Below are 23,928 nucleotides of genomic sequence, written 5' to 3'. Positions count from 1 at the left end.
AGGCTACGGGGCCCATGGCGCAGGGTCAAACCGGGTGGCCGGGCGGCCGGCGGCCGTAGTGCGGAAGGGCGGGCCCGAGGTCTCCGGGCCCGCCCTTCACCGTCTCAAGACGGCTTGTCACACCAGCAGTTGGGCTACTCGCTGTCGGCCGTGCCGGCGGTCTTCTTGGTGGCCGCCTTCTTGGCCGGCGCCTTCTTGGCGACGGTCTTCTTGGCCGCCGTCTTCTTCGCCACGGCCTTCTTCGCCGCCGGCGCCTTCTTCGCGGCCGCCTTGCGCGGCGCCCGCTTCTTGGGCTCCGTGACCGCACCGTCGGCCTCAGCGGCGTCCTGGACGGTCTCCGCGGCCTCAGGGGCGGCCTCGGTGCCGACGACCACCACTGCGGCGCCCTCGGCCGCCGGAGCGGTCACCTCGCGGGTCGCACGGCGGCGGGCCCGGGGCGGTGCGGCGGAGGGAGCGGGCTGCGCCGCTTCCACGACCGGCTCCGGCGTCGGCTCGACGACGGGGGCGGCCTCGACCACGGTGACGGGCTCGGCCTCGGAGGAGGCCGGTGAACCCGCCGGGGCGCTCACCTTGCGGGTGGCACGGCGGCGCGTACGGCCCGGGGCCGGCGCCTCCACGACCGGTTCCGCGACGGGTGCCGGTTCGGCGACCGCCACCGGCTCCGGCTCGGCGACCGGCTCCGGGGCCTCGGCGGCGGGCTCGATCACGAACTCGATCACCTCGGCGGCCGGCGTCTGCCGGTCGGCGAAGGGCGCGCCCGCCGGGGCGGTGGCCTTACGGCTCGCCCGGCGGCGGCCGCCACGGCCACGTGACGTCGCCGCGGCCTCGGCCTCGGCGGCGCTGCTGAACCACTCGTCGTCGGTCGCGACCGTCGGCACCAGTTCGGCCTCGGTCACCGCGACCGGCTCCAGCTCCGGGTACTCGTCCGCGTCCTCGTGCGCCTCGTACTCGTCGTTCTCGTTCTCGGTGTCGTGCTCGTGCGTGTGCTCGTCGCCCGCACCGGTCCCGGCCTTGCCGCGGCGCTTGCGCTTGCCGCCGCCACCGGTGGTCGTCGCCTGGTCCATGTGGACGATGACGCCGCGCCCGTTGCAGTGCACGCAGACCTCGGAGAACGACTCCAGCAGGCCCTGGCCGACCCGCTTGCGGGTCATCTGCACCAGTCCGAGCGAGGTGACCTCGGCGACCTGGTGCTTGGTCCGGTCCCGGCCCAGGCACTCCAGCAGCCGCCGCATGACGAGGTCGCGGTTGGACTCCAGGACCATGTCGATGAAGTCGATGACGACGATGCCGCCCAGGTCGCGCAGCCGCAGCTGGCGCACGATCTCCTCGGCCGCCTCCAGGTTGTTCCTGGTGACGGTCTCCTCGAGGTTGCCGCCCTGACCGGTGAACTTGCCGGTGTTGACGTCGACGACGATCATCGCCTCGGTCTTGTCGATCACCAGCGAACCACCGGACGGCAGCCAGACCTTGCGGTCCAGCGCCTTCAGCAGCTGCTCGTCGATCCGGTACGTCGCGAAGACGTCGACCTCGGAGGTCCACCGGGTGAGCCGGTCGGTCAGGTCGGGGGCGACCTGGCTGACGTACTCGTGGATGGTGCCCCACGCCTCGTCACCGCTGACGATGACCTTGGTGAAGTCCTCGTTGAAGATGTCGCGGACGACGCGGACGGTCATGTCCGGCTCGCCGTAGAGCAGCGTCGGGGCGTTGCCGCCCTTGGCACGCTTCTGGATGTCGTCCCACTGGCCCTGCAGCCGGTCGACGTCGCTGCGCAGCTCCTCCTCGCTCGCACCCTCGGCGGCGGTGCGCACGATGACGCCCGCGTCCTCGGGGACGATCTTCTTGAGGATGGTCTTGAGCCGGGCCCGCTCGTTGTCGGGCAGCTTGCGGCTGATGCCGGTCATCGAGCCCTCGGGCACGTAGACCAGGTAGCGGCCGGGCAGCGAGATCTGGCTGGTCAGGCGGGCGCCCTTGTGGCCGATCGGGTCCTTGGTGACCTGCACCAGGACCGACTGGCCGGACTTCAGCGCGCTCTCGATCCGGCGCGGGCCGTGGCCCATGCCGAGCGCCTCGAAGTTGACCTCACCGGCGTACAGCACCGCGTTGCGGCCCTTGCCGATGTCGACGAAGGCGGCCTCCATGGACGGCAGCACGTTCTGGACCTTGCCCAGGTAGACGTTGCCGACGTACGAGGTGGCCTGCTCCTTGTTCACGTAGTGCTCGACGAGGACGTTGTCCTCCAGCACGCCGATCTGGGTGCGCTCACCGCTCTGCCGGACGACCATGACGCGCTCGACGGCCTCGCGGCGGGCCAGGAACTCGGCCTCGGTGATGATCGGGACGCGGCGGCGGCCCTGCTCACGGCCCTCACGGCGGCGCTGCTTCTTCGCCTCCATGCGGGTGGAGCCCTTGATGGACGTCACCTCGTCGAAGCCGGTGCCCAGGCTGGGCTCGGCCTTGGCGCGCGGCTCACGGACCTTGACGACCGTGCGCTCCGGGTCGTCGGCGACCGTGCCGTCGTCCCCGCCCGAGTCGCCACTGCGGCGACGGCGGCGGCGCCGGCGACGGCTGCTGGTGGAGCCGTGGTCGTCGTCGTCCTGGCCACCGTCCGACGCCTCGGCGTCGTCCTCGGTGTCGTCCTCGTGCTCGTCGTCCTCGGCGGACTGCTCGTCGCCGTCGGCGGACTCGCCCCGACGGCGGCGGCGGCCACCACGGCGGCGGCGGCGCGACGGACGGTCGTCCGACTCGTCGTCGTCCTCGTCGGACACGGTCTCCTCGGACACCGCGTCGGTGGTCTCGTCCTCGGCCTCGACGGGCGCGGCTTCGGTCACCACGTCCTCGGCCGGGGCGCCGCGGCGACGGCGGCGGCGGCGCGAACCGCCCTCCTGCTCGTCGTCCTCGTCACGGGACCGGACGGCCGGAGCCTGCGGCTCCTCCTGGACCGGTTCCGCGGCGACGGGGGCGGTGACGGGCTCGGCGGCCTGGAAGACCGGCGGCTGGAAGACCATCGTCGGCGGGCGCACCGCACGGCGGCGGCCACGGGTCGGCGCCGGCTCGGCCGGGGCCTCCTCGGGCTCGACGGCCACCGGCGCGGCGGACTCCTCGGGCTCGACGGGCTCGACCGGACGGGCGGCCTCGACGGCCTGCTCGGCGGCGACGGCGCGCTTGCGGGTGCGGCGGTTGCGGGCCGGGGCCTCCGCCTCGGGTGCCTCGGCCACGGCCTCTTCGACCGGGGCGAACTGCGGGGCGGCCTCGGCGGTGCCCTTACGGGTCGCGCGGCGGGCGGCACGCGGCGCGGCGGGCACGTCGGTGTCCTCCTCGTCCGGCACGGCGGGCTGCGCGGCCGGTGCGGCCTGCGCGAAGGTGTCGTCCTTCGGCGCCAGCGCGCCCGGCTTCAGCCGGCGGGCACCGTCGCCCGCGGCCGACGAGGCCGACGGGGCGGAGGGAGCGACGCGCTTGCGGGAGGAGCGGCGGCCACGGCCCGGGGCCTCGGCCTCGGACGCGGCGGGCGCCGCAGCGGGGGCCGCGGCGACGACGGGCGCCGGGGCGGCGGGCGCCTCCTCGGTGAACTGCGGAGCCTGGGCGGGCGCGGCGACCTTACGGGTCGCGCGGCGGCGGGCCCGGGTCGGCGCGGCGGGGTCCACGGCCGGCTCGGCCGGTGCCTCGACAGCGGCCGGGGTCTCGGCGACGGGCGCCTCCTCGACCGCCTGCGGGGCCTCGGACGGCGCGGTGACCTTGCGGGTCGCACGACGACGGGCGCGCGGCGGCGCGGCGGAGGTGTCCGGGGCGTCAGCGGCTTCGGCGGGGGTTTCGGGCGCGGCGGCCGGTGCGGGCTGTGCGGCCACTGGGCTTTCGACGGCGTCGGGGGCCGCGGGGGCACCGGCCGGGGCCGTCACCTTGCGGGTGGCACGACGGCGGGCGCGCGGCGGCGCGGCGGAGTCATCAGGGGCGGCGGTGTCCTCTGCGGACGCCGGGCTCGCGGCCGACGCGGCCTCGTCGGCGGAAGTGGCCGGTATGGCCGGCGCGGCGGGCGGGCCCGCCGGGCGGGATACGGCGCGGCGGCGACGGCGGGGAGCCGTGGCTTCTTCGCTGGTCGCGGCGCCGTTGTCCGGCGCCTCGTTGGGCTCGTTGTGATCGAGCATTCGGGCAGTGCTCCCGTCATGCTCCCGGGCGCCGCGCTCTGTTCCGGTGGCGGCGGGCCGCGACGTCGGTCGTGGTGCCGCTGTCCGGGGGCGCGGGCGCCGCACGGGAGCTGTTGTCTCGCTCGTCGGCACGCCTGTGACGGGCCGACGAAAGTCTTATTAGGTCAGCGTCGCCGGGCCCGGGTGGCTCCCTGGCGCGTCGGCAACACGTCGACGGCGTTCCTACGCGGAAGCTTCCCCAGCCTTCGGCGGGGAGTCCCCACTCGGCACCGTCGCGGCGTCGCGATCTGGCGCGAGCGGGTCGGTGACCGTCCCGGACTCTTCGTGGAGCGGCCCCTGCGCCAGCCTGGTCACCGCTGCGGGGACCGGCGGCGCGAGGTCGGCCGTCACACGGAGGCCGGACAGGACGTCGTCGGGTCGCACGGCAGGTGTCAAGTGCCGAACAACTAGCCGCAGTATCGCACAGGCGACAGGCTCGGGCCTATCGGCACCCTGTTCGAGCGCGTCAACCGGCAGGACTTCGAGCCGGGTGACGGCGTCGCGCGCGTCGAAGGCGCGCATGCCGTTCTTGGTCTTCCGCTCGACCTGGACGGTCTCGGCGGCGAGGAAGAGGGCGACCGCGCGCTCCGCCTCGGCCGGCTCGACGCCGTCGAGCCGGAGCTGCCATACGGAGGCCTGCAGCCGCTCGGCGAGGCCGGAGGTACGGGCCTCCACCGCTTCGGTGATGTCGAGCCCGGTGGGCAGCGACTCGTCGAGCAGCAGCCGCAGCTTCTCGGGGTCGCGGACCTCGGTGAGGCCGATCTCCAGGTACTCGGCCTCGCTGCCGACGCCGGTGGGCGCGGCGTTCGCGTACGAGACCTTGGGGTGCGGGGTGAAGCCCGCCGAGTACGCCATGGGCACCTCGGCGCGGCGCAGGGCCCGCTCGAAGGCGCGCTGGAAGTCGCGGTGACTGGTGAACCGGAGGCGGCCGCGCTTGGTGTAGCGCAGGCGGATGCGCTGCACCGTCGGTGCGGGCGGTGGGCCTTCGGGCTGTCGCTTGCCCAGTGTCGTTCAGTCCCTCGTACGTCTGCGGGGGCCCGGTCGGGGCCCGTTTGTCATACCCAAGGTTACGCCGCGTCGCGCACAGGTGATGACGGGCCGTGCGGAGCGGCCGGGCCCGCGGGGTTTCGGCCAAAGTTCATCCGCCCCTCCGGTCAGCGCCATTCGCGTCTCGTATTCATAACGGGTCTGGACCGGAACCGTTCCGTGGGACCGGTCCGCGGATGTGATGAAGGAGCCCCCCGATGAGTCCTGAGCTCTCCCGGCGCACGCTGCTCGGCAGTGCCGCCGGAGCGGCGATGCTGTCCGCGCTGCCGCTGAGCGTGCAGACCGCGCTCGCCGCCCCCGCCAAGCCCGGCCGGCTGGAGGACATCCAGCACGTGGTGATCCTGATGCAGGAGAACCGTGCGTTCGACCACTACTTCGGCACCATGTCCGGCATCCGCGGCTTCGGCGACCGGACCGCGGTGCGCGGCATCAACGGCCGGCCGGTCTTCGACCAGCCGGACGCGTCCCGCAAGGACGGCTACCTCTCGCCGTTCGCGATGAACGCGGCGCACACCAACGCCTACCGACAGGGGGCGCCCGCCTTCGGCTACGTCGACTCCATGGGCGCGCGCAACGACGGCATCGCCGACGGCTATGTGTCCCGGCGCGGCGGCGGCTGGCTCGGCCAGGGCTACTACGAGCCGGCCGACATGCCCTTCTACAACGCGCTGGCCTCGGTGTTCACCATCTGTGACCACTACCACGCGTCCATGGAGACCAGCACCAACCCGAACCGCGAGCACTTCATGACGGGCACCAGCGGCGGCACCGTCCGCGATGTCGTGGTGCACGACAACACCGAGACCGCCGACGGCTACGAGTGGACGACGTACGCGGAGCGGCTGGAGCGGGCCGGCGTGAGCTGGCGGACGTACCAGGCGCACGACAACTTCGACGACAACGCGCTCGCCTGGTTCGCGGCCTTCCACCGGGCCAAGCCCGGCGAGCCGCTGTACGAGCGGGGACTGCGGATGGTCGGGGACGCCGCGCACAGCGGTGACCCGTTCGCGATGGGCGACGCGCTGGTCGCGGCGTTCGCCGCCGATGTGCGGGCCGACTCGCTGCCCCAGGTGTCGTGGCTGGTGGCGCCCGCCGCGCTGTCGGAGCACGCCGACTACGCGCCGCCGAACGGCGAGGACCTGACGGCCCGGCTGCTCGGGGCGCTCGCCGACAACCCCGAGGTGTGGGCGAAGACCGTCTTCATCCTCAACTACGACGAACACGGCGGCTTCTTCGACCATCTGCTGCCGCCCGTCCCCCCGGTCGCGGCCGGCCGGGGCGCCAGCACGGTCTCGCCGGACGGCGAGGTCGTGATGCGGGTGACGAAGGACGGCAAGACCTACCACCGGGTGGTCAGCCAGCACGGGAAGTACCGGGTCAAGGCCGCCGACGGGTCGCTGACCTGGTCGGACACCCTGCCGGCGGGCGAGAGCGTCGTCTCGGGCCCGTACCCGCTGGGCCTGGGCACCCGGGTCCCGATGATCGTCGCCTCACCGTGGACCCGGGGCGGGGTCGTCGACTCGACGGTCTTCGACCACACCTCCGTGATCCGCTTCCTGGAGCGGCGCTTCGGGGTGCGCGAGCCGAACATCAGCGCCTGGCGCCGGGAGGTCACCGGCGACCTGCTGTCGGTGTTCGACTTCTCCGGTGACGACCCGGTGTGGCCGGCGCTGCCCGACACCAGCGGCAACCGGAAGAAGGCCGAGGACGCCGGATCGCGCCCCGCGCCGACCGTGCCCAGTCCGCAGTCCCTCCCCCGGCAGCAGCGCGGCACCCGTCCGGCGCGCGCCCTGCCGTACGCGCTGCGGGTACGGCCGCAGGTGCGCAAGGGCCGGCTGGAGCTGGACTTCCGCAACCGCGGCCGGCAGGGCGCGGTGCTCGCCGCGTACCCCGCCCCCGGCGGCAAGCCGCGGTTCTACACCGTCGGCGCGCAGGGCCGGCTCTCCGACACCTGGACGATCGGTGACGAGGGCTACGACCTGCGCGTCCACGGGCCGAGCGGTTCGCTGTGGCACTTCCGCGGCGCCGCGCAGCGCCTGGAGGCGCAGCTCACGGAGGACACCGGGCACCGCCGGGTCGAGATCGAACTCACCAACGAGGAGCGCGCCGCCCGGACGTTCCTCGTCGGCGACCTGGCGTACGGCGACGGCATCCGCGAGGTGCGGGTCGGCCGGGGCGACCGCCGGACGGTGACCGTCAGGACCGGCCGTGAGGGCTGGTACGACCTCGCCGTCACCACCACCGACGACGTGCACTTCCTGCGGCGGTTCGCGGGCCGCATCGCCGACCGGCGGCCCGGGGTCACCGATCCGGCGATGGGCCTGCCGGACGCGCTGGCCGCGACCGTCCGGCTGGCCTCCGCCTCCACCACCATCGACGAGGCGATCCTCGTCCCCGGGAAGGCCGCCAGGGTCTCCGCGACCCTCACCGCCACGTCCGCCGCCGGCCGTGTCGAGGCGCGGCTCGTCGTTCCGCCGGGCTGGAGCGTGCGGAACGTCACCGCGGCGCCGTCGGCGCTGGTCGCGGGCGCCTCCGGCACCGCCGTATGGGACGTCACCCCGCCCGCGAGCCTCCCGGCCGGCGGCACCCACCGGCTGCTGGTGGTCTCCCGGGCCCGGGCCGGGGACCGCCTCGCCCTCGCCGAGGCCGAGATCGCGGCGCGCACCGCGCCGTCCATGGCCGGTCATCTGCTCGGTGAGGACTTCGAGTCGCTGGCCGGGGCGCTGAAGCCGGCAGTCGACCGCGGCTCCCCCGCCGACCTGCTCGGCTGGACGGCGGCGGCCCCGGCCGGCTGGACGGTCACCAACGCGGCGGCGATGCCGCAGGGCACCAGGGAGTTGCAGGGCTGGACGTTCATGACCAAGCGCTTCTGGTCGACCGGCGGCCAGGACCGGGCCGGCTTCACCCGCGGCCTGGGCATCGTCGCGGTCGCCGATCCGGACGACTGGGACGACACCGGGGCGCCGTCCGCCAAGGGCCGTTTCGACTCGACGCTCGCCTCCCCGGCGGTCGCCGTTCCGGCCGGGGCGACCACGCTGCACCTGGGCTTCGACTCCCACTACCGCCAGGAGGCGCCGCAGACCGCGACCGTCACGGCCGTCTTCGACACCGGTGAGGAGCGGACGCTGCTCACCTACAGCTCCGCCGCCACCGGCAACGACAACGCGGGCCAGGACATGGAGGACCGGTTCGTGACCAGTGAGCTGGCGGTACCGGCCGGTGCCAGGTCCGTGACCCTGAAGTTCCGCATGTTCAACGCGGGCAACAACTGGTACTGGGCCATCGACCACGTCCGGCTGGACACCAAGCCGATCACCGGCTGACGGCGGCTTCCCGCCGGGTCCCGGTCCCGCTCAGCGGTGACCCGGCGGAACGCGCCTGCCGGGCTCCGGGGCGCGCTTCACGAAGTCCGGGACGGGCGCCGCGCTCTGCTCCGGAAGGCGCGCGGCGCTCTTCGGCGCCCCGAACAGCATCCGGCGGGCGTCCGCCCGCGCCTCGCGTACGGTCACCCGCACGGTGCGCAGCGCGTCCTGAACGATCTGCCGTGCCTCACCGACCGCCCGGCCGGCCGGCGCGAGCACTTCGCGCCGCGTCCAGCGGCCGGCGGCGCGCGCGGCGTCGGCGGCGGGTACGACGACGGTGTGCCACACCCAGCGCGCCGGATCACCGATCAGGGTCCGCGCCAGCCACTTCAGCCCGCGCCCCGCCGCCCGCGAAATGTACCCGGCGACCCGCCAGGCATGGCCGAGCGCGGCGGCGATCTCCCGCCCCACCGGGGCCAGTACATGGCGGTAGAGCGCCACGAGCGGCACGACGAGCAGATACCCCAGCAGCCAGCCGACGGCCGTACCGACGGCCTCGGCAGACCAGGTGAGGGCCGTGCCGAGCGCCCGTACCGACCACACTGCGGCCCGGCCGAGCGGCGTCAGCACGTACCGGTGGAACGCGACCACCGGCACCACGAACAGCACGCGCCCGAGCCACAGTGCGGCGGTGCCGGACGCGCGGGCCGTCCAGACCGCGGCATGGCCGAGCGGGGTGAGCACATAGCGGTAGAGGACCACGGCCGGTACGGCGACCAGGTAGCGCAGCAGCCAGCCGGCGGCCGTACCGAGCGCCCGCACCGACCACCGGGCGCCGTGGCCGGCCGGCGTCAGCACGTGGCGGTACAGGAGCACCAGCGGAACGACGATCAGCACGCGCAGCAGCCACCGCACGGCCGCGCCGGTGCCGTGGCCGGTGGCCGTGAGGGCGGCTGCCAGAGCGCGGGCGGCGGGGGCGAGGACGGCGCTGTGGAGCAGCCGCAGCGGCCGGACGAGGAGGTGGGTCACGAGCAGGGCGACCCCGGTGCCGAACAGCCGCACCAGCGCGGCCAGACCGGATCCGGTGGCGCGCAGCGACCATGTCAGGCCCTGGCCGAACGGCGTCAGGACGTAGCGGTACAGGGCGCCGAGCGGCACCACGACCAGCGTGCGCACCAGCCACCGGGTGGCGGTGGCGGTGCCCCGGCCGGCCGGGACGAGTACCTTCGTCCAGAGCCGGACCAGGGGGGCGGCGATGAGCACGCGGCCGAGCCAGGCGAGGGCGCCGCCCAGCCATCCGAGGGCGCGGCCGGTGCCGCGGGCCACGGCGCTGAGCGGTTCGACGACGATGCGCCGCCACAGCCAGCCCAGGCCGGCGCCCAGAGCGCGGCCCAGGGCGGCGAGCGCGTCCCACGCCATCCGCACCGGAAGGATCACGACGAGCGCGAAGATCCGCACCGGCATCCGTATCGCGACCGTCAAGCAGCCCTGGTTGGTGTTCCGTTCCCCCGTCACGCTCATGCGCGCACGGTACGGGACGCCGGCCGGAACCCAGAAGCGGAGGGGCCCCGGGCAGTGCGCCCGGGGCCCCGCCCTACGTCCCCGTGCCCGTCAGACGGCCGCCGGCGCGGTGTTCTGCTCGGTGTCGGGGTCGATCCCCTGGAGGTACTCCTCGGTGATCTCCTTCGGCCCGAACGGCCAGACCTTTTCGAAGCGGGCCCAGAGGAAGAAGGCGACGCAGCCGAGGGCGACCCACGCCAGGGACCACTCGATGGGGTGACGGCCGGGCGAGTTCTTGTCCGCGTAGCCGTAGATCACCAGCCAGCCGACGAGGGCGATGAAGCTCGGCAGCGGGTAGAGCCACATCTTGTACGGCCGGTGCAGACCGGGCTGGCGGCGGCGCAGCACCGAGACGGCGAGGATCTGCGCGAGCGCCTGGACGATCACCATGACGGTGGTGAGCAGCTGGATGAGGGTGGCCAGATCGGTGTGGCGGCCGATGAGGAAGCCGATCGCGGTGATGACGCCCATGGTGGCCAGGCCGAGCATCGGGAAGCGGTGCTTGGCGTGCAGCTTCCCGTACTGGCGGAAGAAGACGCGGTCACGGGCCGCGTCGTAGGGCACCCGGGAGCCGCCGAGGAGTCCGGTGAAGACCGAGGCGAAGGCCGTGATGAGGATGAGGACCGTGACGGTGTCGGCGGCGCCCTTGCCCCAAGTCTTCTCCATCACCGCGGAGGCGACCGACGAGGAGGCGATGTCGTCGGCGTTGAGCATCCGGTGCCAGTCGATGACGCCGAGGGTGCCGATCTGGAGCAGCAGGTAGATCCCCATGATGCCGAGGATCGAGAAGATGATGGAGCGCGGCAGGATGCGCCCGGGGTCCTTGATCTCGGCACCCATGTACGCGGTGGTGTTGTAGCCGAGGTAGTCGTAGATGCCGATGGTGAGGCCCGCGGCGAAGCCGATCCAGAAGGTGTGGCTGGTCAGTTCGAAGGCGTGCGCGGGGTAGGTGAAGGCCAGGTCCGCGTCGAAGTGCGTGAACGCGGCGAGGATGACGAGCGCGACCGACAGGATCATCACGCACCACATGACGGCGGTGATCCGGGCGATGTGCTCGATGCCGCGCCACAGCAGCAGGACGACGAGCGCGATCATGCCGAGACCGACGGCGTCCCCCGCGTTCTGGCCCATGTCGGGGGCCAGATAGCCGAGGTACTGGACGAAGCCGACGACTCCGGTGGACATGATCAGCGGTATGAAGAGCATGGCCGTCCAGACGAACAGGAACGGCATGAGCTTGCCCGAGCGGTACTGGAACGCCTGCCGGAGGTAGACGTACGAGCCGCCGGAACCGGGCATCGCCGCGCCCATCTCGGCCCAGATCAGACCGTCGGCGAGCGCCAGCACGGCACCGGCCAGGAAGCCGATCACGGCCTGCGGCCCGCCGAACGCGGCGACCATCAGGGGGATGGTGACGAAGGGTCCGATGCCGCACATCTGGCTCATGTTGATGGCGGTGGCCTGGAACAGGCCGATGCGGCGGACAAAGCCGCCGGCGGGTGGCGGGGAGCCGGACACGGTGCCTCCCTGGGCAGGTGACGGGGACGGGGAGCGGACTGCCGTTTCGCCAGTGCAGGGGTTCGCCTCGGCGCCGGGCGTGCTTAAGTTAAGTACCTTTACTTGATGCGTCAAGGGGTCACGGCGATATGCATGAGAATGGTTCGATGAGCAGCAGCGACGGCGGTGCGGAACAGCCCTGGAACCGGCAGCGACTGCGCAGCAGCAACGAGCGGCTCCTGCTGGAGCGGCTGCGGACCGGCGGTGTCGCCTCCCGTGCCCAACTCGCCCGCGAGACCGGCCTGTCCAAGCCGACGGTCTCCAGCGCCCTCGCCTTCCTCGAACTGGCCGGACTCGTCCGCGAAGCCGGGCTGCACACCCCCGAACGCGGCCGCGTCGCCGTGCTCTACGCCCCCGACGCCTCCGCCGGCTACGCGCTCGGCATCGACATCGGCCGCGCGTGGCTGCGGGTCGCACTCGCCGACCTCGACGGAACGGTCGTCGCCCGCGCCGACGTCCGCAACCGCGCCCGCAGCTCCGCCGCGATGGCCGACCTCGTGGTCGCCACCTCCCACCAGGTCGTCGCCGACTCCGGCGTCGCCCCCGCCAAGGTCGCCCACGCGGTGGTCGGCACCCCCGGCGTGTACGACGAGGCGCAGCGCCGGGTCCGCTACGCCCAGCACCTGCCCGGCTGGGGCCGGGCCGGCCTCTTCGACCGGATGCGGGACGAACTCGGCGTACCGCTGGCCGTCCACAACGACGCCAACTTGGCCGCCCTCGGCGAGTACACCTTCGGTGTCGGCGCGGGCAGCAAGCTCTTCGTCTACGTCATGATCGGCACCGGCCTCGGCATGGGCGTGGTCTCCGAGGGCCGGCTGTTCACCGGTGCGCACGGCGCGGCGGGCGAGATCGGCTATCTGCCGTGGGCGGGCCCCGGCCACCACCGGCCGGACACCCCGGACACCCTGGAGGGCGCGGTGGCGGCCGACGCCGTCGTCCAGGCCGCCCGCGGGCTGGGCATGAGCGGCCCGCTCACCGCCAAGGACGTCTTCGACGCCGCACGGGCCGGGGACGTCGCGGCCGTGGCCGCCGTCCGCCAGGAGGGCGAACGGCTCGCGCACACGGTGGCGGCTGTGGCGGCAGTGCTCGACCCGGACCTGGTGGTGCTGGGCGGGGGCGTGGGGCACAGCGCGGACCTGCTGCTGAGCACGGTCCGGGACACCCTGCGGGCACTGACACCGCTACGGCCGAAGGTCGTTCCGAGCGGGCTGGGCGAGGACGCGGTGGTACTCGGTGCGGTGGCAACGGCGCTCGGGACCGCGCGGGACGTGGTGTTCGAACAGCGGTCGGCGTCGTCCTAGGACGACGCCGACCGCTGCGGTTGTTACTTGACGACCGTCAGCGGGAGCAGCTTCTTGCCCGTCGGGCCGATCTGGATGTCCAGGTCGAGCTGGGGGCAGACGCCACAGTCGAAGCACGGGGTCCAGCGGCAGTCCTCGACCTCGGTCTCGTCCAGCGACTCCTGCCAGTCCTGCCAGAGCCAGTCCTTGTCGAGGCCCGAGTCCAGGTGGTCCCAGGGCAGGACCTCTTCCTCGGTGCGCTCGCGGGTGGTGTACCAGTCCAGGTCGACGCCGGTGCCCGGGAGCGCCTTGTCGACGGCCCGCATCCAGCGGTCGTAGCTGAAGTGCTCGCGCCAGCCGTCGAAGCGGCCGCCGTCCTCGTACACCGCGCGGATGACCGCGCCGATCCGGCGGTCACCGCGGGAGAGCATGCCCTCGACGATGCCGGGCTTGCCGTCGTGGTAGCGGAAGCCGATGTTGCGGCCGTACTTCTTGTCGTTGCGGATGGCGTCCCGCAGCTTGGCGAGCCGGGCGTCGGTCTCCTCGACGCCGAGCTGGCCCGCCCACTGGAACGGGGTGTGCGGCTTGGGGACGAACCCGCCGATGGAGACCGTGCAGCGGATGTCGTTCTGCCCGGTGACCTCGCGGCCCTTCTGGATGACGTTGCGCGCCATGTCGGCGATCTGCAGGACGTCCTCGTCGGTCTCGGTGGGGAGCCCGACCATGAAGTACAGCTTCACCTGGCGCCAGCCGTTGCCGTACGCGGTGGCGACCGTACGGATCAGGTCCTCCTCCGAGACCATCTTGTTGATGACCTTCCGGATGCGCTCACTGCCGCCCTCGGGGGCGAACGTGAGGCCGGACCGGCGCCCGTTGCGGGTCAGCTCGTTGGCGAGGTCGATGTTGAACGCGTCGACGCGGGTGGAGGGCAGCGACAGGCCGACCTTGTCCTCCGTGTAGCGGTCCGCGAGGCCCTTGGCGATCTCGCCGATCTCGCTGTGGTCCGCCGAGGAGAGCGAGAGCAGGCCGACCTCCTCGAAGCCGGTCGCCTTGAGGCCCTTCTCGACCATCTCGCCGATGCCGGTGATGCTTCGCTCCCGCACGGGACGCGTGATCATGCCGGCCTGGCAGAAACGGCAGCCGCGGGTGCAGCCGCGGAAGATCTCGACGGACATCCGCTCGTGGACGGTCTCCGCGAGCGGGACCAGCGGCTGCTTCGGGTAGGGCCACTCGTCGAGGTCCATGACGGTGTGCTTGGACACCCGCCACGGCACGCCCGAGCGGTTGGGGACGACGCGGGAGATCCGGCCGTCCTCCAGGTACTCGACGTCGTAGAACTTCGGGACGTACACCCCGCCGGTCTTCGCGAGCCGGAAGAGCACCTCGTCACGGCCGCCGGGACGGCCCTCGGCCTTCCACGCGCGGACGATGTCGGTGATCGCCAGCACGGCCTGCTCACCGTCGCCGATCACCGCGGCGTCGATGAACTCCGCGACCGGCTCCGGGTTGAAGGCCGCGTGGCCGCCCGCGAGCACGATCGGGTCGTCCAGGGTGCGGTCGGCGGCGTTGAGCGGGATGCCGGCGAGGTCGAGCGCGGTGAGCATGTTGGTGTAGCCGAGCTCGGTCGAGAAGCTCAGGCCGAACACGTCGAACGCCTTGACCGGACGGTGCGCGTCGACCGTGAACTGCGGGACCCGGTGCTCGCGCATCAGGGCCTCCAGGTCGGGCCACACGCTGTACGTGCGCTCGGCGAGGACGCCCTCGCGCTCGTTGAGCACCTCGTAAAGGATCATGACGCCCTGGTTGGGCAGGCCGACCTCGTACGCGTCCGGGTACATCAGCGCCCAGCGCACATCGCAGGCGTCCCAGTCCTTGACGGTGGAGTTCAGCTCCCCACCGACGTACTGGATGGGCTTCTGGACGTGCGGGAGAAGCGCTTCCAGACGGGGGAAGACCGACTCGACAGGCATCAGAGATGTCTTTCATCAGCGGGCAGGGGGACCCTCAAGACTAGCGCGCCTTCGGAGTCACCCTCGCCCCGTGGAAATCCCGGCCGTGCGCCGCACCGGGTCACGGCCGGAAGTCGGCCTCGCGCCAGCGGTCGGGGAGCTGCTCCTCCACCTCGATCGCGCGGGCCCGTTCCAGCTGGCTGAGCGCGCCGTACGGGAAGGCGCTCTCGCCCGCCGCTACGGCCTCCTGCGCCAGCCGGGCGATCGCGACCCGGCACATCACGCTGTCCTGGTGTTCGCCCAGCAGCTGCTGCACGGACTTCATCCGGGCGGTGTGGTCCTTCGCCGGGGAGCCGAGCACCGGGCGGGCGGCCTCGGCGCAGTAGCGGGCGCGCTTGGCCGCCTTGCGGGCCTCGTGCAGCGCCAGATCGCGCTCCTGACCGCGTTCGACGGCCATGGCGGCCTCGATCAGCCTCCGCAGCCGGCGGTGGTCCCGGCGTACGGCCTTCTGCACCGCGGGTGTCGCGGGCGCCTTCGCGCCCTCCAGGTACGGCGGGTCCGCGAGCAGTGCCTCGACGGTGTCCAGCACCTGGAAGTAGTGCGGGCCGCCGAGCACCCGCAGCACGGCGGCGTGCGTCTCACCGTGCGCCTTGGTGCCCTCCGCGAGCAGCCGGCTGCGCAGCGTTTCGTCGATCAGGTCCGGGGCGAGCTCCGCGAGCCGCTCCTGCAGCCGCTCGGCCAGCACCTCCCGGTCGCGTTCCGTGCCCAGCACCGCGCCGAGCCACTTCAGCTCCTCGCCGACCGGGTCGGTCACCGCCCGGTCCAGCTCCCGGCGGAAGGTCTTCAGCGCGCTGCGGGCGCGCCGGGCCGCGACCCGCATCTGGTGCACGGCGTCGGGCTCGGCCCGCCGGACCTCGGGGTCGAGGGCGATGAGGGCCCGCAGCTGCTCGTGCAGATAGGCCAGCGCCGCGTCTCCTGCGGTGAGGAGCTCGGCGGGCGGTCCCGGCGGGACCGTCGCGGCCGTCAGCCGGTCGCCGAGGGCGCGGGCGAGCTTGGAGGGCGAGTCCGACCGGTGCAGGCCCGCGGCGGCCAGCCGCTGCTCGACGGCGTCGAGGAGCGCGGGCTTGCCGCCGACGAGCTCGACCTCGAACTCGGTCCAGGTGATCGCCACGGCCTTGTTCGCCGGTCCGGCTCCCAGCAGCTGCGCGGTGACGTGATCATGGGCGATCTCCGCCAGGGGCTCCCCCGCCGCGTCCAGCAGATGCTGCCGTTCGCGGTGGTTCTTGAGCCGCACGACGGGGATCAGCCGCCGCCCCCGGGTGTGCACGGCCACCTCGGCGGCCAGGTCCTTCGGGACGGTGCGGGTCGCGCGTCCGAGCGGGGCGTGCACCTCGGTGCGGGTGTCGGCCTCGGTGGTCGGCAGTTTCAGATGCCAGCCGGCGTCGTCCCCGCCGGTGCGGCGGCGCAGGGTGATCCTGCGGGCCGCGAGGCGCAGGTCCTCGGTGTCGAAGTAGACGGCGTCGAGTTCCGCCGGATCCAGGACACAGCTGCTGAAGACCTTGGGCAGCCCGCTGAGGTCGGGCGGCTCGAACCGGCCGTCCGCTTCGTACTTGCGCTCGGTCTCCCGCACACGCTTGCCCATGAAGGGAACGTAGTCGCGGGTTCCGCTGCGGGCAATGGTGCGTACCTTGCCACCGGCCGGTTCGTTCCGGCCGGTGGCGGCGGTCAGGCGGACATCGGGCGCTGTATCCGGACCGCCTGCAGCAGTCCGATGGCGATCCAGATCGCGAACATCGACGAGCCGCCGTACGACACGAAGGGCAGCGGCAGGCCGGCGACCGGCATGATGCCGAGCGTCATCCCGATGTTCTCGAACGCCTGGAACGCGAACCAGGCGACGATGCCGGCCGCGACGATCGTGCCGTACAGGTCGGTGGCGCTGCGGGCGATCGCGCAGGCCCGCCAGACGATCAGCCCGAGCAGGACGATGATCAGGGCGGCCCCGACGAAGCCGAGTTCCTCGCCGGCGACGGTGAAGACGAAGTCGGTCTGCTGCTCGGGCACGAACTGGCCGGTGGTCTGGCTGCCGTGGAAGAGCCCCTTGCCGAACAGGCCGCCGGAGCCGATCGCGATGAGCGCCTGGTGGGTGTTGTAGCCGACGCCCGCCGGGTCCAGGGCGGGGTTGGCGAACGCCGCGAACCGGTCGACCTGGTACTTGTCGAGCACGCCGAGCTGCCAGATCAGCCCGGCGCCCACGGCGCCCGCCGAGATCAGGCCCAGCACCCAGCGGTTGGAGGCGCCGGAGGCGAGCAGCACCCCGAGGATGATCACCGCCATCACCATCACCGAGCCGAGGTCCGGCATCAGCATGATGATCGCGATGGGCAGCGCCGCCCAGGTCAGGGCCTGGAGGACGGTGCGGTGGTCGGGGTGCACGCGGTCGCCCGCGTCCACCCGGGCCGACAGCAGCATCGCCATGGTCAGGATGATGGTGATCTTCACGAACTCGGACGGCTGCAGCGAGAAGCCGCCGCCGATCACGATCCATGAGTGCGCGCCGTTGATCGTGGTGCCCAGCGGGCTGAGCACCGACAGGATCAGCAGCACCGAGATCACGTAGAGCACCGGCACGACGCCGCGCAGCCGGCGATGTCCCAGCGCCACGACGCCCGCGGCGAGGCCGAGGCCGATGCCGGTGTTCATCAGATGGCGCAGCAGGAAGTAGTACTGGTCGCCGTGGGTGAGGTTGGTGCGCCCGCGGGTCGCCGAGTAGACGAGCAGCGTGCCGATCGCCGACAGCGCGAGTGCGGAGCCCAGCAGGACCCAGTCCATCCGGCGCAGTATCGAGTCCCGGGCGAGCAGTTTGCCCAGGGTGCTGCGTTCCGGGGTGAAGCGGCGGATCGTGTAGCCGCCGGCGCTCATGAGAGGTACCTCCGGCCCAGCAGGAGCTTGTCGTCGCGGCCGGGAGTGAGCGCGGCGAGCACCGGGCCGCCGGCGGGCACGAAGGGTGCGCCGGACGACGGGGCGAAGGTGGTGACGGCGGACGCGGCCCGGACGACGGAGCCGTCGTCGGTGAACTTCGGCAGCTTCGTCTCGGGGGTCGGCAGCAGCGCCTTCTTGCTGTCGATCGAGCCGTTGGCCTGGATGCCGTACATCGCCTCGTAGATCTTGCGGATCGCGGGGCCCGAACCGCCGGAGCCGGTGCCGCCCTGCGAGATCGTCATGACGATCGCGTAGTCCTTGGTGTACGTCGTCAGCCAGGACGTCGTCTGCTTGCCGTCGACCTCCGCGGTACCGGTCTTGGCGTGCAGCTGGATCTTGTCCTGCGGCCAGCCGGCGAAGCGCCAGGCGGCGGTACCGCTGGTGATGACGCCGGCGGTGGCCTGGTTGATGTACTTCAGGGTCTCGGCGCTGTCCGGCAGCTTGCCGGTGGCCTTGGGCGCGATGGGCTTGACCGTCTTACCGTCGGCGCTGACGATCGCCTTCCCTATGGTCGGCTGGTAGAGCGTGCCGCCGTTGGCGAGGGCCGAGTAGATCCGCGCCATCTGGACCGGGGTGACTAGGGTGTCGCCCTGGCCGATCGCGAAGTTGACCGAGTCACCGGCGCGCATCACATTGCCGTCCACGCAGTTCTCACGGGCGATCTGGGTCGCGTAGTCCTGCTTGTTGGTCTTCCCCTCCCGGCACCAGTAGTCCACGTTGGCCTCGTAGTAGGCCTGCTTCCACTGGCGGTCGGGGACCCGGCCCTTGACCTCGCCCGGCAGGTCGATGCCGGTCTTGGCGCCCAGGCCGAACTGGTGGGCGGTCTTGTAGAAGAAGTCCTTGGGGTTCTTGGGCTTGGTGCCGCCGTCCGCGAGCCACTGGTTGTACGAGAGGCCGTAGAAGACGGTGTCGCAGGAGATCTCCAGCGCCTTGCCGAGGTTGATCGCGCCGAAGCTCTCGCCCTCGAAGTTCTTGAACAGGCGGCCGCCGATGGTCATCGACGAGGTGCAGGGGTAGGCGCCGTCGAGCGGGTATCCGGCGTTGACGGCAGCCGACGTGGAGATCACCTTGAAGGTCGAGCCGGGCGCCGACAGGCCCTGGATGGCCCGGTTCAGCAGCGGGTAGTTCGAGTCCTTGCCGGTCAGCTGCTTGTAGCTGGCCGGGGAGATGCCGCCGACCCACGCGTTCGGGTCGTACGTCGGTGCGCTGGCCATCGCGATGACCTGGCCGGTGTGCACGTCCATGACGGTGACCGCGCCCGAGTCGGCCTTGTAGTTGGTGCCGGTGACGGTGTCGAAGGTCTTGCGGGCCTCCACCATCGCGTCGTTCAGCTCCTTCTCGGCGACGGCCTGGACGCGCGAGTCGATGCTGGTCACCAGGTTGGCGCCGGGTTCCGCGGGCGTGTCGCCCGCCCGGCCGATCACCCGGCCGAGGTTGTCCACCTCGTAGCGGGTCACACCCGCCGTACCGCGCAGCGCCGCGTCGTACTGGCGCTCCAGGCCGGAGCGGCCGACCTGGTCCGAGCGCAGCAGCGGGGTGCCGTTCTTCTGCGAGGAGGTGATCTCGTCGTCCGTGACGGGCGAGAGGTAGCCGAGCACCTGCGCGGCGTTGGCCTTGCTCGGCGCCGGGTAGCGGCGGACGGCGGTCGGCTCCGCGGTCACCCCGGGGAAGTCCTCGCGGCGCTCCATGATCTGCAGCGCCTGCTGGGTGGTGGCCTTGTCGGTGATCGGGATCGGCTGGTACGGCGAACCGTTCCAGCAGGGCTGCGGGGTCTTGGCGTCGCAGAGCCGGACCTTGGCGATGACGTCGGCGGGCGGCATGGCCAGCACCGCGGCGAGCCGGGTGAGGACGGCCTTGCCGTCGTCCTTCTGCTTGAGCAGCTCGGTGCGGCTGGCGGAGACCACCAGCCGGGTCTCGTTGTCGGCGATGGGCACACCGCGCGCGTCCAGGATCGCCCCGCGGACCGCGGGGGTGACGACCTGCTGGATGTGGTTGCTGGCCGCCTTCTCGGTGTACTCGTCACCGTTGCGGATCTGCAGGTACCACAGCCGTCCGCCGAGGGTGAGCAGCAGCGAGAAGACCAGGATCTGCAGGATGACCAGGCGGATCGTGACGCGGGAGGTGCGGCCGGTCTCGGGAATGTTAGACATCGGCGCGCTGCGCCTTCCTCGCGGGATTCGTGGCGGTGGGGTGCCCCATGCCGGAGGCCAGGGGAGGGTGGGCGCTCACAGTCGGCGGCCTCCCTTGGCGATGGAGCCGACCCGGCTGCCGCGGCCGACCCGGCCGAGCAGTCCGGCGCGCTGGCTGCCGATGCGGCTGCCGTAGCCGCCGGCCGCGTCCTCGGCGAGCGGATCGTTGTCGAAGCGTCTGGCCAGTGCCATCACCAGCGGGACGATGAACGGGGCGAGCAGCAGGTCGTAGACGGCCGCGGTGAACAGCAGCTTGGCGAGGCCCACGTGGGCCCCGGCGGTGTCGCCGACGAGGGCGCCGACGCCCGCGTAGAGCAGGGTGCCGCCGATCGCCGCCGCGACGACGACGAGCATCGGCATGGCGGCGGTCCGCAGCTGCCCGGTCTCGGGCTTGGCGAGGCCCGCCAGATAGCCGATGACGCACAGCACGAGGGCGTACCGGCCCACGGCGTGGTCGGCGGGCGGTGCGAGGTCGGCGAGCATGCCGGCGCCGAAGCCGACGAGCGAGCCGCCGACGTGGCCGTAGGTCAGCGCGAGGCCGAGCACGGTGAGCAGCAGCAGGTCGGGTACCGCGCCGGGCAGGTGCAGCCGGGCCAGCACGCTGACCTGGACGACCATCGCGACGACGACCAGGACGGTGGAGAGCAGGATCCGGTTGAGTCGCATGGTCAGCTCCTGGTGGTGGGCGCACCGGAAGGGGTGGCGCCCGGCTTCCGCGCCGGCGGGGCGACCTTGGCCGCGGTGGGCGACGGCGTGGGCTTGGGCGGCAGCACGCTGTCGCGCGGGTCCGTGCGCGGACCCTCGACGACGACGCCGACGATGTCGAGCCGGGAGAAGCCGACGTACGGCTCGACCTGGACCGTACGGGTCAGGCTGCCCGCGGACGGGTCGATCGCGACGACCCTGCCGACCGGGACGCCGGGTACGAACGGCTTGCCGGCCTGCGAGCCGAAGGTGACCAGCCGGTCGCCCTTGCTCACCTTGGCCTTGCCGTTGAGCAGCTGGACGCGCATCGGCCGGTCGCCCTGGCCGGTCGCGAAGCCCAGTTCCATCGAGCCCTCCATCCGGGTCCCGACGGTGAAGTCCGGGTCGTTGGCGAGCAACACGGTGGAGGTGGAGGGTCCGACGGTGGTGACCCGTCCGACCAGGCCGTCGCCGTTGATGACGGTCTGGTCGCGGAGGACTCCGTCAGCGCTTCCGGCGTCGATGGTGACCGTCCAGGAGAATCCCTGGGCGGCTCCTATGGCGATGATCTGAGCGCCCTTGATCGCGTACTGGCCGGCTCCCGCGGTCTTCAGGAGCTGGTCCAGTTCACGGGCCTTGTTGCGGGTGATGTCCTTGCTGCCGAGCTGCTGCTTGAGCTCCGCGTTCTCGCGTTCCAGGCGGCTGATCGTGCTGTGCCGTCCCCCGGAGTCGCGCACCGCGGAGATCGCGTTGCCGACCGGGTCGACGGCGGACGCCACACCCTTTTCGACAGGTCCGAAGGCCGAGGCCGCCGCCTGTCGGGGGCCGTCCATCGGTGACTGTTCGCCTCCGCGGATGTCCACGGTGATCAGTGCGAACGCGATCGCGATCAACAGCACCAGCAGAAGCCGGCTCTCTCGTGTGTCCCTCACGGGCGCCAGTCCGTGCCTTCCTCGAACGGACCGGTCGGCTGCGGTCCCCGGCCGGTCGAAGTGTGTGACGCAGTGAGAACGATCCCGCGGGCCGGCGGGCAGTCACCCGCACGCAGGACCGTGCGAACTCATCTGCGCGGCTGGGCGTCCAGAACCTGCTGCAACGCCTCGAACTCCTCGACGCACTTGCCGGCGCCGAGCGCCACGCAGTCCAGCGGGGATTCCGCGATGTGGATCGGCATTCCGGTCTCGTGCCGCAGTCGCTCGTCCAGCCCGCGGAGCATCGCTCCCCCGCCGGCCAGCACGATGCCACGGTCCATGATGTCGCCGGAGAGCTCGGGCGGGCACTTGTCGAGCGTCGTCTTGACCGCGTCGACGATCGCGTTGACCGGCTCCTCGATGGCCTTGCGGACCTCGGCGGCCGAGATCACCACCGTCTTGGGCAGGCCGCTGACCAGGTCCCGGCCACGGATCTCGGTGTGCTCGTCCTTCTCCAGCTTCGGGTCGAAGGCCGACCCGATGGTGAGCTTGATCTGCTCCGCGCTGCGTTCGCCGAGCAGGAGGCTGTACTCCTTCTTGATGTGCTGGATGATCGAGCTGTCCAGCTCGTCGCCGGCGACCCTGATGGACTGCGCGGTGACGATGCCGCCGAGGGAGATCACGGCGACCTCGGTGGTGCCGCCGCCGATGTCGACCACCATGTTGCCGGTGGCCTCGTGGACCGGGAGCCCGGCGCCGATCGCGGCGGCCATCGGCTCCTCGATGATGTGCACCTGGCGGGCACCGGCCTGGGTGGTGGCCTCGATGACGGCGCGTCGCTCGACCCCGGTGATACCGGAGGGCACGCAGACGACGACGCGGGGCCGGGCCAGATAACGCCGCTTGTGGATCTTGAGAATGAAGTAGCGCAGCATCCGCTCGGTGATCTCGAAGTCGGCGATGACGCCGTCCTTCAGCGGGCGGACCGCGACGATGTTTCCCGGGGTGCGGCCGATCATCTTCTTGGCCTCGGCGCCGACCGCCAGAATGCCGCCGGTGTTCGTGTTGATGGCGACGACCGAGGGCTCGTTGAGGACGATCCCGCGACCCCTGACGTACACCAGCGTGTTGGCAGTCCCGAGGTCGACAGCCATGTCACGGCCGATGAACGACATGTTGTTCGCCATGTGGATACGTCTGGCCTTCCCGAGCTTGAGCGGAGATTCCATCGTAGTCGCGCCCCACGGGGCACGGGGTCCGGGGTTCCGACGTCATTGTCATCAGAACACACAGCGTCCGCTGGTAATGGTGACGACGTGTCGGAGAGATTGGTTCCCGATAAAGCGTTGCATATGCCAGAGGCGACCGGATTTCTCCGGTCGCCTCTGAGCTGATTGGACGTCAGTCGGCGAGCCTGCACCGCAGGTCAGAGGGGGTATGGCCGGTCGGCACATACACCCGGAAGCGGGACGGCGGGCCGATTGTTCAGACCAGGCCCGGGAAGAAGAGCTTGATCTCACGCTCGGCGGACTCCGGGGAGTCCGAGGCGTGGATGAGGTTCTCGCGCACGATGCTGCCGAAATCCCCGCGAATGGATCCGGGGGCGGCGGCGATCGGGTCGGTGGGGCCGGCCAGCGCCCGTACGCCCTCGACGACGCGCTCGCCCTCGACGACCAGCGCGACGGACGGGCCCGAGGCCATGAACTCCATCAGCGGCTCGTAGAACGGGCGGCCGACGTGCTCGGCGTAGTGCTGCTCCAGGGTGCCGAGATCGAGCGTGCGCAGTTCGAGGGCGCCGATCGTCCAGCCTGCCTTGCGCTCGATCCGGCCGATGATCTCGCCGATCAGGCCGCGGCGGACGGCGTCCGGCTTGAGAAGGACAAGGGTGCGCTGGCTCACGGTACGGCTCCTACTGACGGTGACGGGTATGACGACATTACAAGGCGTGGTCAGGCCACCTGCGCCGAGTGCCTCGCCTTGGCCTCGTCGATCTTCCGGCCGAAGTGGATGGAGGCCCACCACAGGGCCGCGAAGACCACACCCAGGAAGTACATCGTCCCGACCCAGTAGCCGCTCACGACCAGGGCGACCTGCAGCGCCCAGCCGATCGCGAGGGCGCCGGGGCGGGACAGCATGCCGCACAGCAGCACGCACAGCAGCATGCCGGCGCCGCACACCGCCCACACCGTGCCGGCCGTCAGGTCGTCCTGCTTCATCGCGACGAGACCGGCGAAACCGATCACGAAGAACTCACCGATCAGGGTGCTCGCGCACAGGGTCCGCATCGTG

The 23,928-nt window shown here is 72.0% G+C and carries 15 protein-coding genes; 2 read left to right on the top strand and 13 right to left on the bottom strand.

Annotated elements, in window-relative coordinates; translation table 11 throughout:
- Window positions 1–134: 134 nt before the first annotated feature.
- On the bottom strand, window positions 135–4,139 hold the full coding sequence (locus tag LNW73_RS21775; protein ID WP_250991039.1) for an Rne/Rng family ribonuclease: 4,005 nt from the start codon (window positions 4,137–4,139) through the stop codon (window positions 135–137).
- 222 nt (window positions 4,140–4,361) lie between these two features.
- Complete coding sequence (locus LNW73_RS21770; protein ID WP_250975894.1) at window positions 4,362–5,141, bottom strand: TIGR03936 family radical SAM-associated protein; 780 nt, start codon at window positions 5,139–5,141, stop codon at window positions 4,362–4,364.
- Window positions 5,142–5,422: 281 nt separating this feature from the next.
- Here LNW73_RS21770 and LNW73_RS21765 point away from each other — a divergent pair, with 281 nt between their 5' ends.
- Window positions 5,423–8,548 (top strand): phosphocholine-specific phospholipase C, encoded by a 3,126-nt coding sequence (locus LNW73_RS21765; protein ID WP_250991038.1) that lies wholly within the window; start codon window positions 5,423–5,425, stop codon window positions 8,546–8,548.
- A 30-nt stretch (window positions 8,549–8,578) separates the two neighbouring features.
- Here LNW73_RS21765 and LNW73_RS21760 read toward each other — a convergent pair whose 3' ends face one another.
- Together LNW73_RS21760 and LNW73_RS21755 are read right to left on the bottom strand one after the other, a co-directional pair.
- Entirely contained in the window at window positions 8,579–10,048 is a 1,470-nt protein-coding gene (locus LNW73_RS21760; protein ID WP_250991037.1) for a hypothetical protein, read from the bottom strand.
- A 90-nt stretch (window positions 10,049–10,138) separates the two neighbouring features.
- Entirely contained in the window at window positions 10,139–11,605 is a 1,467-nt protein-coding gene (locus tag LNW73_RS21755) for an APC family permease (protein WP_250975897.1), read from the bottom strand.
- A gap of 146 nt (window positions 11,606–11,751) precedes the next feature.
- Here LNW73_RS21755 and LNW73_RS21750 point away from each other — a divergent pair, with 146 nt between their 5' ends.
- Complete coding sequence (locus LNW73_RS21750; RefSeq protein WP_250991036.1) at window positions 11,752–12,945, top strand: ROK family transcriptional regulator; 1,194 nt, start codon at window positions 11,752–11,754, stop codon at window positions 12,943–12,945.
- A 23-nt stretch (window positions 12,946–12,968) separates the two neighbouring features.
- On the opposite strand, the gene LNW73_RS21745 is transcribed toward LNW73_RS21750, so the two are convergent.
- The 9 genes from LNW73_RS21745 to LNW73_RS21705 form a co-directional block, all read right to left on the bottom strand.
- On the bottom strand, window positions 12,969–14,894 hold the full coding sequence (locus LNW73_RS21745; protein ID WP_250991035.1) for a TIGR03960 family B12-binding radical SAM protein: 1,926 nt from the start codon (window positions 14,892–14,894) through the stop codon (window positions 12,969–12,971).
- Between the two features lie 100 nt (window positions 14,895–14,994).
- Window positions 14,995–16,515, bottom strand: a complete 1,521-nt coding sequence (locus tag LNW73_RS21740) for a CYTH and CHAD domain-containing protein (protein WP_250991034.1) — start codon at window positions 16,513–16,515, stop codon at window positions 14,995–14,997.
- A gap of 83 nt (window positions 16,516–16,598) precedes the next feature.
- The gene (rodA, locus tag LNW73_RS21735; RefSeq protein WP_250991033.1) at window positions 16,599–17,795 is read right to left on the bottom strand and encodes a rod shape-determining protein RodA; all 1,197 of its coding nucleotides are present in this window, start codon (window positions 17,793–17,795) and stop codon (window positions 16,599–16,601) included.
- Entirely contained in the window at window positions 17,792–20,005 is a 2,214-nt protein-coding gene (gene mrdA, locus LNW73_RS21730) for a penicillin-binding protein 2 (protein ID WP_250991032.1), read from the bottom strand. The genes rodA and mrdA overlap by 4 nt, the downstream gene beginning before the upstream one ends.
- Before the next feature lie 75 nt (window positions 20,006–20,080).
- On the bottom strand, window positions 20,081–20,710 hold the full coding sequence (gene mreD / locus LNW73_RS21725; RefSeq protein ID WP_250975903.1) for a rod shape-determining protein MreD: 630 nt from the start codon (window positions 20,708–20,710) through the stop codon (window positions 20,081–20,083).
- Window positions 20,711–20,712: 2 nt separating this feature from the next.
- The gene (gene mreC, locus LNW73_RS21720) at window positions 20,713–21,660 is read right to left on the bottom strand and encodes a rod shape-determining protein MreC (protein ID WP_250975904.1); all 948 of its coding nucleotides are present in this window, start codon (window positions 21,658–21,660) and stop codon (window positions 20,713–20,715) included.
- A gap of 128 nt (window positions 21,661–21,788) precedes the next feature.
- Window positions 21,789–22,814 carry a rod shape-determining protein gene (locus LNW73_RS21715; RefSeq protein ID WP_250980162.1) on the bottom strand — a complete coding sequence of 342 codons (1,026 nt, stop codon included), beginning with the start codon at window positions 22,812–22,814 and terminating at the stop codon, window positions 21,789–21,791.
- A gap of 310 nt (window positions 22,815–23,124) precedes the next feature.
- A complete protein-coding gene (gene ndk / locus LNW73_RS21710) occupies window positions 23,125–23,538 on the bottom strand; it encodes a nucleoside-diphosphate kinase (protein ID WP_138357754.1) in 414 nt (137 codons plus the stop codon).
- A gap of 50 nt (window positions 23,539–23,588) precedes the next feature.
- Window positions 23,589–23,924 carry a DUF4233 domain-containing protein gene (locus tag LNW73_RS21705; RefSeq protein WP_250991031.1) on the bottom strand — a complete coding sequence of 112 codons (336 nt, stop codon included), beginning with the start codon at window positions 23,922–23,924 and terminating at the stop codon, window positions 23,589–23,591.
- Between the last annotated feature and the right edge of the window lie 4 nt (window positions 23,925–23,928).

Source organism: Streptomyces sp. RKAG337, assembly GCF_023701715.1.
In the GTDB taxonomy this organism is placed as follows: Bacteria; Actinomycetota; Actinomycetes; order Streptomycetales; family Streptomycetaceae; genus Actinacidiphila.
This window is presented reverse-complemented; position numbering and strand designations above follow the sequence as displayed.